Genomic DNA, 15,782 nt, shown 5'->3' with positions numbered 1-15,782 from the left:
CATAACCGTAAAAACCCGTAACCGTAAGAACCCTCGAAACACCAATGGGGCGCCCCTCCCGAAGGAGAGGCGCCCCACCGCCTTCGCGCGCCCCGGCGGCCCGCAAACCGCCGGGCGCCCGTCAGCCGCTGTTCGCGGGCAGCCATCCGGTCTGCACCAGCTGGGCCCCGCGCTTGCGCGTGATGAAGTGCGCTCGGCCCGGCGTCAGGCTGGTCGCCTTGATGTTGCCCATCAGCGGACCCTCGCCCGGGTCACCCGAAAGGATCAGACCCTGGGCGCCCAGCTCCTTCGTGCGCTGCATCACCGGCTCGAACGAGGACCGCCCCGCACCCGACGAGCTGCGCGCCAGGATCAGGCGCAGGCCCAGGTCGCGGGCGAACGGCAGGTACTCCAGCAGCGGCTGGAGCGGGTTGCCGCTGCTGGTCGCCACCAGGTCGTAGTCGTCCACGATCACGAACGCGTCCGGCAGGTCGTACCAGCTGCGGTTGCGCAGCTGCTCCGGCGTGACGTCCGGCCCCGGCATCCGGCGGCCCAGGGAACCGGCCAGCCCGGTGATGACCTCCTGGAGCTGCGGTCCCGCGGCACAGTACTTGTACATGTGGCTCTCGGGGATCTCGCCGAGCAGCGCGCGCCGGTAGTCGGAGACCACCATGAGCGCCTTGTCGGAGGAGTAGCGCTCCGAGATCTGCTTGGCGATCAGACGCAGCAGCGAGGACTTGCCGGACTCGCTCTCGCCGTAGATGACCAGCAGCGGGTCCGTCTCGAAGTCGACGAACGCCGGCGACAGCGTGGTCTCGTCGACACCGATCGCGATGCCGTGCTCCGGGTAGTCGCCGCCCTTGGGCAGGTCGCTCGCCGGGAGCAGCGTCGGCAGCATCCGCACCTTCGGGGCGGGCTCGCCCTGCCAGTGCTCCTTGACCGTCGCCACCAGGTGCGCCATGCCCTCGCTGAGGCTCTCCGGCTCGCAGTTGCCGTCGATACGCGGCAGCGCGGCCAGGTAGTCCAGCTTCTCCGGGGACAGACCGCGGCCCGGCCGGCCCATCGGCACGTTCTCCGCGCGCTTGCGGTCGAACTCCGACTCCATCGGGTCGCCGAGCCGCAGCTCGACGCGGTTCAGGAGCTGGTCGCGCAGGGCCGGCCGCACCTCGGTGTAGCGGGAGGCGCCGAGGATCAGGTGGATGCCGAAGCCCAGACCGCGGCCGGCGATGTCCAGGATGACCGGGTCGAGCTGCTCGTAGTCGGTCTTGAACGTGCCCCAGCCGTCGATGACGAGGAAGACGTCGCCCCACTTCTGGTCCGGGAACGCGCCCGCGGCCCGCCGCTGGCGGTACGTGCCCATGGAGTCGATGCCGTTCGCGCGGAAGAACTCCTCGCGCTCGTTGAGGATGCCGACGACCTCGGCGACCGTACGGCGCACCTTCTCCGCGTCCAGCCGGGAGGCCACCCCGCCGACGTGCGGCAGTTCCTCCATGGCCAGCATGCCGCCGCCACCGAAGTCGAGGCAGTAGAACTGCACCTCGGCCGGGGTGTGGGTGAGCGCGAAGCCCGCCATCGCGGACCGGATCAGCGTCGACTTGCCGGACTGCGGACCACCGACGACCAGGCCGTGACCGGCGCCCGCGGAGAAGTCCAGGTACATCACGTCACGCCGCTGCTCGAACGGCTTGTCCACGAGCGCGACCGGCACGACCAGCTTGCCGAGCGCCGTGTACTCCGGGGCGTGCACGCCCCGCTCGGGCGTGACCGCGAGCGCCGGCAGCAGCTGGTTGACGGTGGGGGACTCGTCCAGCGGCGGCAGCCACACCTGGTGCGCCGGCGGGCCCTGGCCCTGCATCCGCTGGACGATCACGTCCAGGACGGTGTCGGCGAGCGCGTCGTCCTGCTGCTCGGCGAGCGACGGCTCCTCGGCGACGATCTCCTCGACGATCGGCGCCAGCACCGGCGACGCGGTGAACGGCACCGGCATCCGGTTCGTACGGCCGCCCCCGCCGCCTCCGGTGGCCCCGGGCCCGCGGTACGGACCGGACACGTACGCGGCCTTGAACTGCACCATCGTCTCGGTGTCGTACTTCAGGATGCCGGAACCCGGGACGTTGGGCAGGTGGTAGGCGTCCGGCACGCCGATCGCCGTACGGGACTCGGCCGCGGAGAACGTCCGCAGGCCCAGCCGGTACGACAGGAACGTGTCCAGGCCGCGCAGCTTGCCCTCTTCCAGGCGCTGCGAGGCGAGCAGCATGTGCACACCCATCGAACGGCCGATCCGGCCGATCTGGATGAACATGTCGATGAAGTCCGGCTTGGCGGTCAGCAGCTCGGAGAACTCGTCGAGCACCATCACCAGCGAGGGCAGCGGGTCCAGCGGGGCGCCGGCCGCGCGGGCCTTCTCGTAGTCGGTGATGTTGGCGTAGTTGCCCGCCGAGCGCAGCAGCTCCTGACGGCGCTGGAGCTCACCGGTGATCGAGTCGCGCATGCGGTCGATCAGGCTGACGTCGTCGGCCAGGTTGGTGATGACCGCGGCGACGTGCGGCATGTCGGCCATACCGGTGAAGGTGGCGCCACCCTTGAAGTCCGCGAGGATGAAGTTGAGCGTCTCCGAGGAGTGGGTGACCGCCAGCGCGAGCACCAGGGTGCGCAGCACCTCGGACTTGCCGGAACCGGTCGCGCCGACGCACAGGCCGTGCGGGCCCATGCCCTCCTGCGAGGCCTCCTTGATGTCGAGCATGACGGGCTGGCCGTCCTTGTCGACACCGATCGGCACGCGCAGCCGCTCGTGCAGCGTGCGCGGGCGCCAGGTGCGCGAGACGTCCACCGAACCGGCGTCACCGATGTTCATCAGGTCGGTGAAGTCCAGGTTGGACAGCAGCGGCTCCTCGCCGTCGGCGCCCGAGCCGGCCCGCAGCGGCGCGAGCTGGCGCGCCAGCGACTCCGCCTCGGCGACCGAGAGGGTGTCCACGGTGCCGTTGTAGACCGCGCCGCTCGCCGACTCCAGCACCAGCTTGCCCGGCCACACCTGTACGGCCAGACCGCCGCGGATCTCGTCCAGCTCGCCCGGCACGATCTCCAGGATCGTCACGCCCTGCAGGCCCTCGGCCCCGGCGATCACCGAGTCCACCGGCACGTCGCCGGCGTCCAGCACGACCACCACGTGCGGGGTGTCGGTCACCGGTGTGCCCTGCGGGTTGAACCGGCCGCGGCCCTCCAGCTCGTCGGCCAGCAGCTCCTCGATCTCGCCCAGGTCACCGACCACCAGCCGCCGGGTGCCGGCGCCGTCGGTGGTCTTGTCCTGGACGTGCGGCAGCCACTTGGTCCACTCCCACTCGGCCTGCGCGCCCGGCGCGGCCACCACGGCCACCACCAGGTCCTCCGGCGAGTGCAGCGTGCACAACTGCGCGATGATGGCGCGCGCGGACCCGTACACGGTGTCCGGGTCGCCCGAGATCGTCAGGTGATAGAAGGCGCGCAGCGAGACCGCGAGCGGCAGCGAGTCCAAATGCCCGTGCTTGTCGAGGAATTCCTTCATCGCGTGCGCGGTGAGCGGCTCCAGCTCGTCGACCGGCGCGGTCTCCGGAGCCTTCAGGGGCGTCGCCAGCTGCTGCGGGCCCAGTCCCATCCGTACCTGTGCGAAGTCGGCGTCCGTCGCCCGGCGTTCCCAAACGCGTTTGCCCTCCGCCACGATCGACCACAATTGGCCCGGGTCGGGGTGGACGAAAAGCTGTGCGTCACGCTGTTTGCGTGCGGTGCGCCGTACTTCCTTTCGCTTCTGTGCCAGGTATTTGAGGTAATCCTGACGCTCCTGGAGCATTTGCCCGGAAGGCCCTTGCCGGGCCTTGACGATCTGGACAATAGCCATCGCGAGGGTGGAAACCACCATCACGCCGCCCATGATCTTCATGAACGGCTGGGTGCCCATGAACAAGAATCCCGCCGAACCCGCCATGCCCATCATCGGCATGAGGTTCATCAGCATGTTGTCCTCGCCCTCGCGAGGCAGCTCCGGAGGAGCTTCGAGCGTCAACTCCTCACTGGGGATTTCGGGCGGAAGCGCGCGGGGCGGGCGCTTGACGATGACAACGCTCACCGAGGCATCAGTCCTTCATGCATCTCGCAGTCTCGGACCGCCCCCGTTGGTTCGACGGTCCCCCGGACCAAGTCCATGGCCCGACGCAGGCGTTGATCCTACTGTTAACGGTCAAGTGCCGGGGCGGGTGGGGCGGCGCCCTAATTGGGGGGTACGCTGACGCCTCGCGAGCGCGCCCAAGGCCCCGTAACGACGCCCCGATATAAAGGCACGGTGGCGGCGCCCCTATATATAAGGCACGCACGCGACAAACTGCCCAACGGATAGGGGGAACCGCCAGGTGAGCACGACTACAGGCACCGGCTTCTGCCGGGTCACAGTCGCCGCGCCGGACGCACGGATCGACGTGGCACTGCCCGAGGATGTCGCACTCGTCGATATTTATCCGGAGATCCTGCGGCTCTCCGGCCAGTCCCAGGCGGAGGGCGCCCCCACCGGATACCACCTGGTGCGCCGGGACGGCACGGTCCTGGACGCCGGCCAGTCCCTCGCCCAGCAGCGCATCCTCGACGGCGACCTGCTCCTGCTGCGGCCGTTCGCGGAGTCGCTGCCGCTGCCGGTCTTCGACGACGTCTCGGACGCCGTCGCCTCCGCGGTCAAGCGCAACCGCAACCGCTGGAGCGACGACCTGATGAACATCGTCGGCCTCACCGCCGGCGTGCTGCTGCTCGTCATGATGGCGTTCGCGCTGTGGTTCTCGAACCCGGCCGACCGCGACATGCACCGCCTGCCCGGCATCATCGCGGGCGTCACCGGCATCGTCCTGGTCGCGCTGGCCGGCGTACGGGCCCGGGTCTACGACGACCACGCCTCCTCCATCGCGCTGGGCCTGGCCTCGCTGCCGCACCTGCTGCTCGCCGGCTCCGGCATCATGCCGGTGGCCGACGGCGAGGGCCCGGGCCGCCTGCAGTTCCTGGTCGGCTGCGTGACCGTACTGATCGCGTCCGTCCTCCTGGTGGTGCTGCTGCCGCGCGGCGACGCGCCCTTCGTGGCCGCCGCCTTCCTGGCCAGCATCGGCACCCTCGCGGTCTTCGCGTCCATCCTCACCGAGGCCGAGCCGCGCGAGGTCGCCGCGGTCACCGCCGTCGTCGCCATCGCCGTCGTCGCCTGGCTGCCCAGCCTGTCCTCGCGCTTCGCCCGGCTGCCCATCGGCTACAAGTCGCCCGACCAGATCGCCAAGGGCCCGCACGACGGCGACCAGGACGCCATGACCGAGTCGGTCGACTTCATCAAGATCGGCAACCAGGCCAAGCGCGGCCACGAACTGCTGCTCGGCCTGGTCGCGGGCTGCTCCGCCCTGGTCGTCGGCGCGGCCGGTGTCGTCCTCGGCTTCTCCGACAACGTCTGGGCGCAGCTGCTGGCGCTGGCCGCGGGCATCACGATCATGCTGCGCGCCCGGCTCTTCGACTACACCGCGCAGGTCGCCTGCCTCACGGTGGCCGGCATCCTGACGATCGTGCTGCTCATCCTGGGCATCTCGCTGCACCCGCCGGTCGACGTCCTCGCCGACCTGGTGCGCTTCGGCGACTCCGGGCCGCTCAACATCCGTACGGTCTGGTTCTCCGCCAGCATCGCGGCCGGCGCCGCCGTCCTGGTCGGCGTGGGCCTGGTCGTCCCGAAGAAGGGCGTCACCCCCTTCTGGGGCCGCCTCTTCGACATCTTCGACGGCGTCGTCCTGCTGTCGCTGGTGCCGCTGTGCCTGGCGGTGCTGGACGTGTACGGCACCGTACGCGGCCTGACCAGCTCCTCGTAGGCCCGCGCCACAGGCCCGACAGTCCCGCAGGAGCCCGGAAAGGCTCCTCGTACGGATGACACCCGCAGCACGCGGGGTCACCCGTACGCACGGCCCCCTGACCGAACGGTCAGGGGGCCGCTGCGCAGCTGGTACTCTGTGTGATGGCCTAGACCGAGTAATCGAAGATTCCCTGTGAAGACGATCCAGGGGCGCTCGCGGGCCCGGAACACCCCAAGGAGTACGCGTGTCGCTCGACGCCGCCACGAAGAAGCAGATCATGGCCGAGTTCGCCACCAAGGAGGGCGACACCGGCTCCCCCGAGGTCCAGGTCGCGCTGCTCTCCCGCCGCATCTCGGACCTGACCGAGCACCTGAAGACCCACAAGCACGACCACCACTCCCGCCGTGGTCTGCTGCTGCTCGTCGGCCAGCGCCGCCGCCTGCTGCAGTACCTGGCGAAGAAGGACATCACGCGCTTCCGCGCGCTGGTCGAGCGCCTGGGCATCCGCCGCGGCGCGGCGGGCGCCAAGTAAGACATCGTGAAGGGAGCGGTTCCCACACCCGGGGGCCGCTCCCTTTGCCGTACGTACCGGACGTCCGGTCCACTGCCCGGTGGACCCGGGCTTTGTAGTCTGGTCCCATAACGCCATAGCGAACGAGGTGGGGCGCCCTTCAGCCGCCGGTCCTCGGTAGTGGCCCCCGGATGGCACGCGGACGACCGCGCGGCCCCGTATCCGGGTGCTTCGATCGAAGACCGGCCCGCAATTCCGGCGCTCCACCGACGAAGGTCCGCAGCCACACGGGCAGCGGACGCAGACGAGGAGATATCCCTGGTGGAGAACGAGACCCACTACGCCGAGGCCGTCATCGACAACGGCTCCTTCGGCACCCGCACCATCCGCTTCGAGACGGGCCGCCTGGCCAAGCAGGCCGCCGGCTCCGCCGTCGCGTACCTGGACGACGACACCATGGTGCTGTCGGCCACCACCGCCTCCAAGCAGCCCAAGGACCAGCTGGACTTCTTCCCGCTGACCGTGGACGTCGAGGAGCGGATGTACGCCGCCGGGAAGATCCCCGGCTCCTTCTTCCGCCGTGAGGGCCGGCCCTCCGAGGACGCGATCCTCACCTGCCGCCTGATCGACCGGCCGCTGCGCCCCTCCTTCAAGAAGGGCCTGCGCAACGAGATCCAGATCGTCGAGACGATCATGGCCCTCAACCCCGACCACCTCTACGACGTGGTCGCCATCAACGCCGCCTCCTGCTCCACGCAGCTGGCCGGCCTGCCCTTCTCCGGCCCGATCGGCGGCACCCGCGTCGCCCTGATCAACGGCCAGTGGGTGGCGTTCCCGACCCACACCGAGCTGGAGGACGCCGTCTTCGACATGGTCGTGGCCGGCCGCGTCCTGCCGGACGGCGACGTCGCGATCATGATGGTCGAGGCGGAGGCCACCGAGAAGACCATCCAGCTGGTCAAGGACGGCGCCGAGGCCCCCACCGAGGAGGTCGTCGCCGCCGGTCTGGAGGCCGCCAAGCCCTTCATCAAGGTGCTGTGCCGGGCCCAGTCGGACCTGGCCGCCAAGGCCGCGAAGCCGGTCGGCGAGTTCCCGATCTTCCTGGACTTCCAGGACGACGTGCTGGAGGCGCTGACCGAGGCCGTCCGCGGCGAGCTGGCCGAGGCGCTGACCATCGCCGGCAAGCAGGAGCGCGAGGCCGAGCTGGACCGCGTCAAGGCGCTCGCCGCCGAGAAGCTGCTGCCGCAGTTCGAGGGCCGCGAGAAGGAGATCTCCGCCGCCTACCGCGCGCTGACCAAGACCCTGGTGCGCGAGCGCGTCATCAAGGAGAAGGTCCGCATCGACGGCCGTGGCGTGACGGACATCCGTACGCTCGCCGCCGAGGTCGAGGCCATCCCGCGGGTGCACGGCTCGGCCCTGTTCGAGCGTGGCGAGACCCAGATCCTGGGCGTCACCACCCTGAACATGCTGCGCATGGAGCAGCAGCTGGACACCCTCTCCCCGGTGACCCGCAAGCGCTACATGCACAACTACAACTTCCCGCCGTACTCCACCGGTGAGACCGGCCGCGTGGGCTCGCCCAAGCGCCGCGAGATCGGCCACGGCGCGCTCGCCGAGCGCGCGCTGGTGCCGGTGCTGCCGACCCGCGAGGAGTTCCCGTACGCCATCCGCCAGGTCTCCGAGGCGCTCGGCTCCAACGGCTCCACCTCCATGGGCTCGGTCTGCGCCTCGACCATGTCGCTGCTGAACGCCGGTGTGCCCCTGAAGGCCCCGGTCGCCGGTATCGCCATGGGCCTGATCTCCCAGGAGATCGACGGCAAGACCCACTACGTCACCCTCACCGACATCCTCGGTGCGGAGGACGCGTTCGGCGACATGGACTTCAAGGTCGCCGGTACGAAGCAGTTCGTCACCGCCCTGCAGCTGGACACCAAGCTGGACGGCATCCCGGCGTCCGTGCTGGCCGCGGCCCTCAAGCAGGCCCGCGACGCCCGTCTGCACATCCTGGACGTGATGAACGAGGCGATCGACGTTCCGGACGAGATGTCCCCGAACGCGCCGCGCATCATCACCGTCAAGATCCCGGTGGACAAGATCGGTGAGGTCATCGGCCCCAAGGGCAAGATGATCAACCAGATCCAGGAGGACACCGGCGCCGACATCACGATCGAGGACGACGGCACCATCTACATCGGTGCCGCCGACGGCCCGGCCGCCGAGGCCGCCCGCGCCACGATCAACGGCATCGCCAACCCGACCATGCCGGAGGTCGGCGAGCGCTACCTGGGCACGGTCGTCAAGACCACCACCTTCGGTGCGTTCGTCTCGCTGCTCCCGGGCAAGGACGGTCTGCTGCACATCTCGCAGATCCGCAAGCTGGCCGGCGGCAAGCGCGTGGAGAACGTCGAGGACGTGCTCGCGGTGGGCAGCAAGGTCCAGGTGGAGATCGCCGAGATCGACCAGCGCGGCAAGCTGTCGCTGGCCCCGGTCATCGAGGGTGAAGACGACGAGGCGAAGGACGACGCCGCCAAGTGACGTCCCGTAGCTCACGGACGACGGCCCGCACCTCTTCGGAGGGGCGGGCCGTCGCCCGTACCCAAACGCTTCTCAAGGGCACCGCCGGCGCCGGCACGGTCCGCAAGACGGTCCTGCCGGGCGGCCTGCGCGTGGTCACCGAGACCCTGCCCTCCGTACGCTCCGTGACCTTCGGCATCTGGGCGCACGTCGGCTCCCGCGACGAGACCCCTTCGCTGAACGGCGCCACCCACTACCTGGAGCACCTGCTCTTCAAGGGCACCGGGAAGCGCAGCGCGCTGGACATCTCCGCCGCCATCGACGAGGTCGGCGGCGAGATGAACGCCTTCACGGCGAAGGAGTACACCTGCTACTACGCGCGGGTGCTGGACACCGACCTGCCGCTCGCCATCGACGTGGTCTGCGACATGCTGACCGGCTCGCTGATCGAGCCGGACGACGTCGAGGCCGAGCGCGGCGTGATCCTCGAAGAGATCGCCATGACCGAGGACGACCCGGGCGACTGCGTGCACGACCTGTTCGCGCACACGATGCTCGGCGACACCCCCCTCGGCCGCCCGGTCCTCGGCTCCGTCGAGACGGTCAACGCCCTCACTCCCGAGCGCATCCGCCGCTTCTACAAGAAGCACTACGACCCGACCCGGCTGGTCGTCGCCGCCGCCGGCAACGTCGACCACGCCAAGGTCGTCCGGATGGTCCGCGCCGCCTTCGAGAAGGCCGGTGCCCTCGACCGTACGGACGCCACCCCGACGGCGCCCCGCGACGGCTCCCGCAGGATCCGTACGGCCGGCCGCGTGGAACTGCTCAACCGCAAGTCCGAGCAGGCCCATGTGATCCTCGGCGTGCCGGGCCTGGCCCGCACCGACGAGCGCCGCTGGGCGATGGGCGTGCTGAACACGGCCCTCGGCGGCGGCATGAGCTCCCGCCTCTTCCAGGAGGTGCGGGAGAAGCGCGGCCTGGCCTACAGCGTGTATTCGTACACCTCCGGCTACGCCGACTGCGGTCTGTTCGGCGTGTACGCGGGCTGCCGCCCCAGCCAGGTCGACGACGTCCTGAAGATCTGCCGCGACCAGCTCGACCAGGTGGCGTCCGAGGGCCTGACCGACGACGAGATCCGCCGCGCGATAGGCCAGCTGCGCGGTTCGACGGTCCTGGGCCTGGAGGACACCGGCGCGCTGATGAACCGCATCGGCAAGAGCGAGCTGTGCTGGGGCGCCCAGATGTCGGTCGACGACATGCTGGCGCGGATAGCGGCGGTCACCCCGGACGAGGTCCGGGAGCTGGCGCGCGATGTACTGGGACAGCGTCCCTCGCTGTCCGTGATCGGCCCGCTGAAGGACCGGCAGGCGCAGCGGCTGCACGACGCGGTCGCCTGACCTGCGTACCAGGCGGACCAGGGCTACAGGAAGAGAGAGCGGGAAACGATGAGCAAGCTGCGCGTGGCGGTCATCGGGGCCAAGGGGCGCATCGGCTCCGAGGCCGTACGGGCGGTCGAGGCCGCCGAGGACATGGAACTGGTCGCCGCCCTCGGGCGGGGCGACTCGCTGGAGACCCTGACCGGGGCCGGGGCGCAGGTGGCGGTCGAGCTGACCCACCCCGACGCGGTCATGGACAACCTGGAGTTCTGCGTCCGCAACGGCATCCACGGCGTCGTCGGCACCACGGGCTGGACCGACGAGCGCCTGGCGCGGCTGCGCGGATGGCTCGACGCGTCGCCCCGTACGGGTGTGCTCATCGCCCCGAACTTCTCCATCGGCGCGGTGCTGACCATGCGGTTCGCCCAGCAGGCGGCCCGGTTCTTCGAGTCCGCCGAGGTCATCGAGCTGCACCACCCGAACAAGGCCGACGCTCCCTCGGGCACCGCGGCCCGCACGGCGAAGCTGATCGCGGAGGCCCGCGCCGCCGCGGACTGCCCGCCGCAGCCGGACGCCACCAGCAGCGCGCTGGACGGTGCCCGCGGCGCGGACGTGGACGGCATCCCCGTCCACTCCGTACGGCTGCGCGGCCTCCTGGCCCACCAGGAGGTGCTGCTCGGCGGGGTGGGGGAGACCCTCACCATCCGCCACGACTCGCTCCACCACAGCAGCTTCATGCCGGGCATCCTGCTCGGCGTGCGCCGCGTGGTGACCACTCCCGGCCTGACCGTGGGCCTGGAGAACTTCCTCGACCTGGACTGACGGGCAGAACCGAGCGTGCGAGCAAAGATCACCTACTGCGTTCTCGCGGCGGTCCTGGTCGTCTACTTCGTCCTCGTCGGCAGCCGCGGCGTCCTGCTCATCGAGCAGGGCACCGCGCTGACCGTGGCGTTCGGCGTCGCCGTCCTGATCCTGCCGTTCATCGGCCTGTGGTTCCTCTGGCACACCACCCAGTTCGCGCGCAAGGCCGGCCGCCTGGCGCGCGAACTGGAGGCCGAGGGCGGACTGCCGGTCGACGAGCTGAAGCGCACCCCGGGCGGCCGCATCGACCGGGACTCCGCCGACGAGGTCTTCGACCGGCGGCGTGCCGAGACCGAGCGGGCGCCGGACGACTGGCGCTCCTGGTTCCGCCTGGCGATCGCCTACCACGACGCGCGGGACACACCGCGGGCCCGTAAGGCGATGCAGCGGGCCATCGCGCTGCACGACGGCAAGCCGGTACGGGCCTGAGGCGTACGGGCGCGACTCGGGGCGTACGGATGTGACCTGGGGCGTACGGGTGCGACCTGGGGCGTACGGGTGTGACCGCCGACCGGGGCCGGTTCCGGGCCAGGGACCGGCCCCGGCCCTTGTCTGCCGGACTCCGCTGTCTACCGGCGGTACTCCGCCGCCCACGCCTCCAGCACGTCCGCGGCCCGGTCGAACGCCTCGGGCCGCCCCATGAAGTCCCCGTTGCGGTCCGTGACGAGCGTGCGCAGCGCGCCGCCGGCCCGCCGCTCGACGACCAGTGCCTGACCCTGCACCGTCCGCGGCAGCCCCAGCCAGCGCACCGGCCGCTGGACGGTACGGACGGCGGCCACCTCGTCCCAGCGCAGTGTCGTCGTCCGCAGCAGCTCCACCTGCCGCAGGCCGTGGGCGCTGACCCACATGCCCACCCGCAGGAAGCGCACCGCCAGCGCGATGATCACGAGCGCGACACCGGTGCAGACCGCGGCGGCGGGCAGCGCGCCCGCCGCGACGATGATCACGGCGGACAGCAGGACGAACGAGGCCAGCAGCAGAAGCACGGCCGCCGCCCCCACCCGCCCGGGACCCGGACGGTAGGGACGGCGCCAGTGATCGGGCCCGGCATGGGGCAGCGGGGCCGCTTCGACGGCCTGGTCGTCGAGGTCGCGGTCGGCCGTCAGGAAGGTCAGGGGCACGGCGGGTCCTCACTCCAGGGCACGCGGAAAGGCTGTGACCGGTGAGGTTATCGGGACTCGGGTGCCGGAACCACTTCGCGCCGGGCGGCACGCGCGACGAGCGCGCGCGGACCGCCCGGCCGGATCAGCGGCCGTGCGCCGCCTCGGACTGGTGCGTGCCGACACCGGCGGTCTCCTGCTGGAGCGCCGGGACGCCGAACAGCAGGGCGCCGGCGAGACCGCCGACGACCGTCAGGCCGATCAGTGAGCGGCCCGCGAGCTGGGCACGGCTGATGCGTTCTCGGGGCGGGGGCGCGACATTGCTGCGGAACCGGTCGGCCTCGGCGACGAAGGCGAACGGCACGGGCTCTCGCCGGCGGAACATGAGCGGGCTCTCCTTGGAACCTCGAAGTGGGCACTGTCACAGGGTTAGACGACTGTCGCGTCCGTTTGGTGCCCGTTTTCCGCAACTTCTGTGAAAAATATCAACCGCGGTCCGAGCCGGACGGAACAGTGTCCGTTTTTGTACGTTACGCGGCATCCTGCCGCAATTCCTGGACTGTCGGTGGCGGGCCGTAGGCTGGGGCGCGCCACGTGGAATGAACGGAAGGAACCGCTGGTGTCCCCCTCTACCCCCGACGAGAGCGTCCAAAGCCCCGAAGGCCCGGCCCCGAGCTTCCGGAGCGAGGTGACGGTCGAGCTGGTCAAGCACAGCGCCGCGGACAGCGACGTGCTGTGGGCGGCCCGCGTCTCCACCGCCGGCGAGCAGTCGCTGGAGGAGCTGCAGAAGGACCCCGAGCGCTCCAAGGGCCTGATCAACTTCCTGATGCGGGACCGGCACGGCAGCCCCTTCGAGCACAACTCGATGACCTTCTTCATCAGCGCGCCGATCTTCGTCTTCCGTGAGTTCATGCGGCACCGCGTCGGCTGGTCGTACAACGAGGAGTCCGGCCGCTACCGGCAGCTGGAGCCGACGTTCTACGTCCCCTCCGAGTCGCGCAAGCTGGTCCAGCAGGGCCGCCCCGGCAAGTACGAGTTCGTCGCCGGCACCCCCGAGCAGCACGCGCTGGCCACCAAGACCATGGAGGAGTCCTACCGCCAGGCGTACGCCGCGTACCAGGAGATGCTGGCCGCCGGTGTGGCCCGTGAGGTCGCCCGCTCGGTCCTGCCCGTCGGCCTGTTCTCCTCCATGTACGCGACCTGCAACGCCCGTTCGCTCATGCACTTCCTGGGGCTGCGCACCCAGCACGAGCTGGCGGCCGTGCCGTCCTTCCCGCAGCGCGAGATCGAGATGGTCGGCGAGCTGATGGAGGCCCACTGGGCGCGCCTGATGCCGCTCACCTACGCCGCGTTCAACGCCAACGGCCGTATCGCCCCGTAAGGCGGCCGGCCCCCGGGATGGCCCGCCGGACCGCCGTGCGGGGCGGCCGTCGTCCGCCGGAGCCTTACCGGCCGCACAGACGTGCCAGGTGTCCGTATTGCGGCATTTTGAGAAGTTCATCTACGCTGAGGAAACGGACCCGGCACTGCTTGAACCCCCGAGCAAGCAGTGCCGGAGTCCACATCCCGGCTCCCCAGGGGCGCGACCCGAGGTGCGCTACGAGTAGCGTGGGACCCATGGCTCCGACTTCCACACCGCAGACCCCCTTCGGGCGGGTGCTGACCGCCATGGTCACGCCGTTCACGGCGGATGGCGCTCTCGACCTCGACGGCGCGCAGCAGCTCGCCGCGCACCTGGTGGACTCCGGCAACGACGGCCTCGTCGTCAACGGCACCACCGGCGAGTCCCCGACCACCAGCGATGCGGAGAAAGCCCAGCTGGTCCGGGCCGTGGTGGACGCGGTCGGAGACCGGGCCTTCGTCGTTGCCGGAGCCGGCACCAACGACACCGACCACAGCCTGCAGCTGGCCCGCGCCGCGCGCGACGCCGGCGCGCACGGCCTGCTCGCCGTGACGCCGTACTACAGCAAGCCCCCGCAGGAAGGTCTCTTCCGGCACTTCACCGCCATCGCGGACGCCACCGACCTGCCGGTCATGCTGTACGACATCCCCGGCCGCAGCGGTGTCCCGATCAACACCGAGACGATGGTGCGCCTGGCCGAGCACCCGCGCATCGTCGCCAACAAGGACGCCAAGGGCGACCTCGGCCGCGCCAGCTGGGCCATCGCCCGCTCCGGCCTCGCCTGGTACAGCGGCGACGACATGCTCAACCTCCCGCTGCTGTCCGTGGGCGCCGTCGGCTTCGTCTCGGTCGTGGGCCATGTCGTCACCCCGGAGCTGCGCGCGCTCCTCGACGCTCACCTGCACGGTGACGTCACCAAGGCCACGGAGATCCACCAGAAGCTGCTGCCGGTCTTCACCGGCATGTTCCGCACCCAGGGCGTCATCACGACCAAGGCCGCGCTCGGACTCCAGGGCCTGCCCGCCGGTCCGCTGCGCCTGCCGCTCGTGGAGCTGTCCACGGAGGAGACGGAGCAGCTCAAGCGCGATCTCGCCGCCGGCGGGGTACATCTGTAGCCACAGACTTCACAACTGAACACGGAAAACAACCGCCAAACCGCAAGTGCACGAATGTCATGCGCGCCACGTGTGCCCCAGGGCGACGTGGCGCGTGTGGTGAGGAGAGTCTTTTGAGTCATCCGCATCCTGAGCTCGGCGCGCCGCCGAAGCTTCCCAAGGGCGGCCTGCGCGTCACCCCCCTCGGCGGCCTGGGCGAGATCGGCCGCAACATGACGGTCTTCGAGTACGGCGGCCGGTTGCTGATCGTCGACTGCGGAGTGCTTTTCCCGGAGGAGGAGCAGCCCGGAATCGACCTGATCCTGCCGGACTTCTCGTCCATCCGGGACCGCCTCGACGACATCGACGGCATCGTGCTCACGCACGGCCACGAGGACCACATCGGCGGCGTCCCCTACCTGCTCCGCGAGAAGCCGGACATCCCGCTGATCGGCTCCAAGCTGACCCTCGCCCTCATCGAGGCGAAGCTCCAGGAGCACCGCATCCGGCCGTACACGCTGGAGGTCAAGGAAGGCGACCGGGAGGCCCTCGGCCCGTTCGACTGCGAATTCGTCGCGGTCAACCACTCCATCCCGGACGCCCTCGCGGTCGCGATCCGCACCCCCGCGGGCATGGTCGTGCACACCGGCGACTTCAAGATGGACCAGCTCCCGCTGGACCGCCGCCTGACCGACCTGCCGACGTTCGCGAAGCTGGGCGAGGAGGGCATCGACCTCCTGCTGTCCGACTCCACGAACGCCGAGGTCCCCGGGTTCGTCCCGCCCGAGCGCGACATCTCCGGTGTGCTGCGCACGGTCTTCGCGAGCGCGCAGAAGCGCATCATCGTGGCCAGCTTCGCCAGCCACGTGCACCGCATCCAGCAGATCCTGGACGCGGCCCACGAGTACGGCCGCCGGGTCGCCTTCGTCGGCCGCTCGATGGTCCGCAACATGGGCATCGCCCGCGACCTCGGCTACCTGAGGGTCCCGGCCGGGCTCGTCGTGGACGTCAAGACCCTCGACGACCTGCCGGACGACGAGGTCGTGCTGGTCTGCACGGGCTCCCAGGGCGAGCCGATGGCGGCGCTGTCCCGGATGGCCAACCGCGACCA

General features: G+C 70.3%; 12 protein-coding genes (1 of these 12 running past the window's edge). 9 read left to right on the top strand and 3 right to left on the bottom strand.

Features of this window, described 5'->3' with window-relative positions; translation table 11 throughout:
* Positions 1-121: 121 nt before the first annotated feature.
* Positions 122-4,078: a type VII secretion protein EccCa gene (eccCa, locus tag CP973_RS30865; RefSeq protein ID WP_150247142.1), complete on the bottom strand. Its 3,957-nt coding sequence runs from the start codon at positions 4,076-4,078 to the stop codon at positions 122-124.
* A 280-nt stretch (positions 4,079-4,358) separates the two neighbouring features.
* Between eccCa and eccD the strand changes: the two genes are divergently transcribed.
* The 6 genes from eccD (at position 4,359) to CP973_RS30835 (ending at position 11,504) form a co-directional block, all read left to right on the top strand.
* Positions 4,359-5,831 carry a type VII secretion integral membrane protein EccD gene (eccD, locus tag CP973_RS30860; RefSeq protein WP_150247141.1) on the top strand — a complete coding sequence of 491 codons (1,473 nt, stop codon included), beginning with the start codon at positions 4,359-4,361 and terminating at the stop codon, positions 5,829-5,831.
* Between the two features lie 226 nt (positions 5,832-6,057).
* Entirely contained in the window at positions 6,058-6,345 is a 288-nt protein-coding gene (gene rpsO, locus CP973_RS30855; RefSeq protein ID WP_030414166.1) for a 30S ribosomal protein S15, read from the top strand.
* 300 nt (positions 6,346-6,645) lie between these two features.
* The gene (locus CP973_RS30850) at positions 6,646-8,859 is read left to right on the top strand and encodes a polyribonucleotide nucleotidyltransferase (RefSeq protein WP_150247140.1); all 2,214 of its coding nucleotides are present in this window, start codon (positions 6,646-6,648) and stop codon (positions 8,857-8,859) included.
* Positions 8,856-10,235 (top strand): M16 family metallopeptidase, encoded by a 1,380-nt coding sequence (locus CP973_RS30845; protein WP_150247139.1) that lies wholly within the window; start codon positions 8,856-8,858, stop codon positions 10,233-10,235. Before CP973_RS30850 ends, CP973_RS30845 begins: the two co-directional genes overlap by 4 nt.
* Positions 10,236-10,283: 48 nt before the next feature.
* Positions 10,284-11,036 (top strand): 4-hydroxy-tetrahydrodipicolinate reductase, encoded by a 753-nt coding sequence (gene dapB, locus CP973_RS30840; RefSeq protein WP_150247138.1) that lies wholly within the window; start codon positions 10,284-10,286, stop codon positions 11,034-11,036.
* 15 nt (positions 11,037-11,051) lie between these two features.
* On the top strand, positions 11,052-11,504 hold the full coding sequence (locus tag CP973_RS30835; RefSeq protein WP_150247137.1) for a tetratricopeptide repeat protein: 453 nt from the start codon (positions 11,052-11,054) through the stop codon (positions 11,502-11,504).
* 140 nt (positions 11,505-11,644) lie between these two features.
* On the opposite strand, the gene CP973_RS30830 is transcribed toward CP973_RS30835, so the two are convergent.
* Positions 11,645-12,196, bottom strand: coding sequence for a PH domain-containing protein (locus CP973_RS30830; protein ID WP_150247136.1), 552 nt, complete (start codon positions 12,194-12,196; stop codon positions 11,645-11,647).
* Positions 12,197-12,320: 124 nt separating this feature from the next.
* Entirely contained in the window at positions 12,321-12,560 is a 240-nt protein-coding gene (locus tag CP973_RS30825; protein ID WP_150247135.1) for a hypothetical protein, read from the bottom strand.
* A gap of 234 nt (positions 12,561-12,794) precedes the next feature.
* On the opposite strand from CP973_RS30825, the gene thyX reads away from it, so the two are divergent.
* The 3 genes from thyX to CP973_RS30810 form a co-directional block, all read left to right on the top strand.
* Complete coding sequence (gene thyX / locus CP973_RS30820; protein WP_150247134.1) at positions 12,795-13,556, top strand: FAD-dependent thymidylate synthase; 762 nt, start codon at positions 12,795-12,797, stop codon at positions 13,554-13,556.
* A 236-nt stretch (positions 13,557-13,792) separates the two neighbouring features.
* Positions 13,793-14,692, top strand: coding sequence for a 4-hydroxy-tetrahydrodipicolinate synthase (gene dapA / locus CP973_RS30815; protein ID WP_150247133.1), 900 nt, complete (start codon positions 13,793-13,795; stop codon positions 14,690-14,692).
* Positions 14,693-14,805: 113 nt separating this feature from the next.
* Positions 14,806-15,782 carry the 5' portion of a ribonuclease J gene (locus CP973_RS30810; RefSeq protein WP_150247132.1) on the top strand. Its footprint extends 709 nt past the window's final position, so only the first 977 of its 1,686 coding nucleotides appear in the window; its start codon is at positions 14,806-14,808; its stop codon lies off the right edge, out of view.

This window comes from Streptomyces albofaciens JCM 4342 (assembly GCF_008634025.1).
GTDB classification, from domain to species: Bacteria; Actinomycetota; Actinomycetes; order Streptomycetales; family Streptomycetaceae; genus Streptomyces; species Streptomyces albofaciens.
This window is presented reverse-complemented; position numbering and strand designations above follow the sequence as displayed.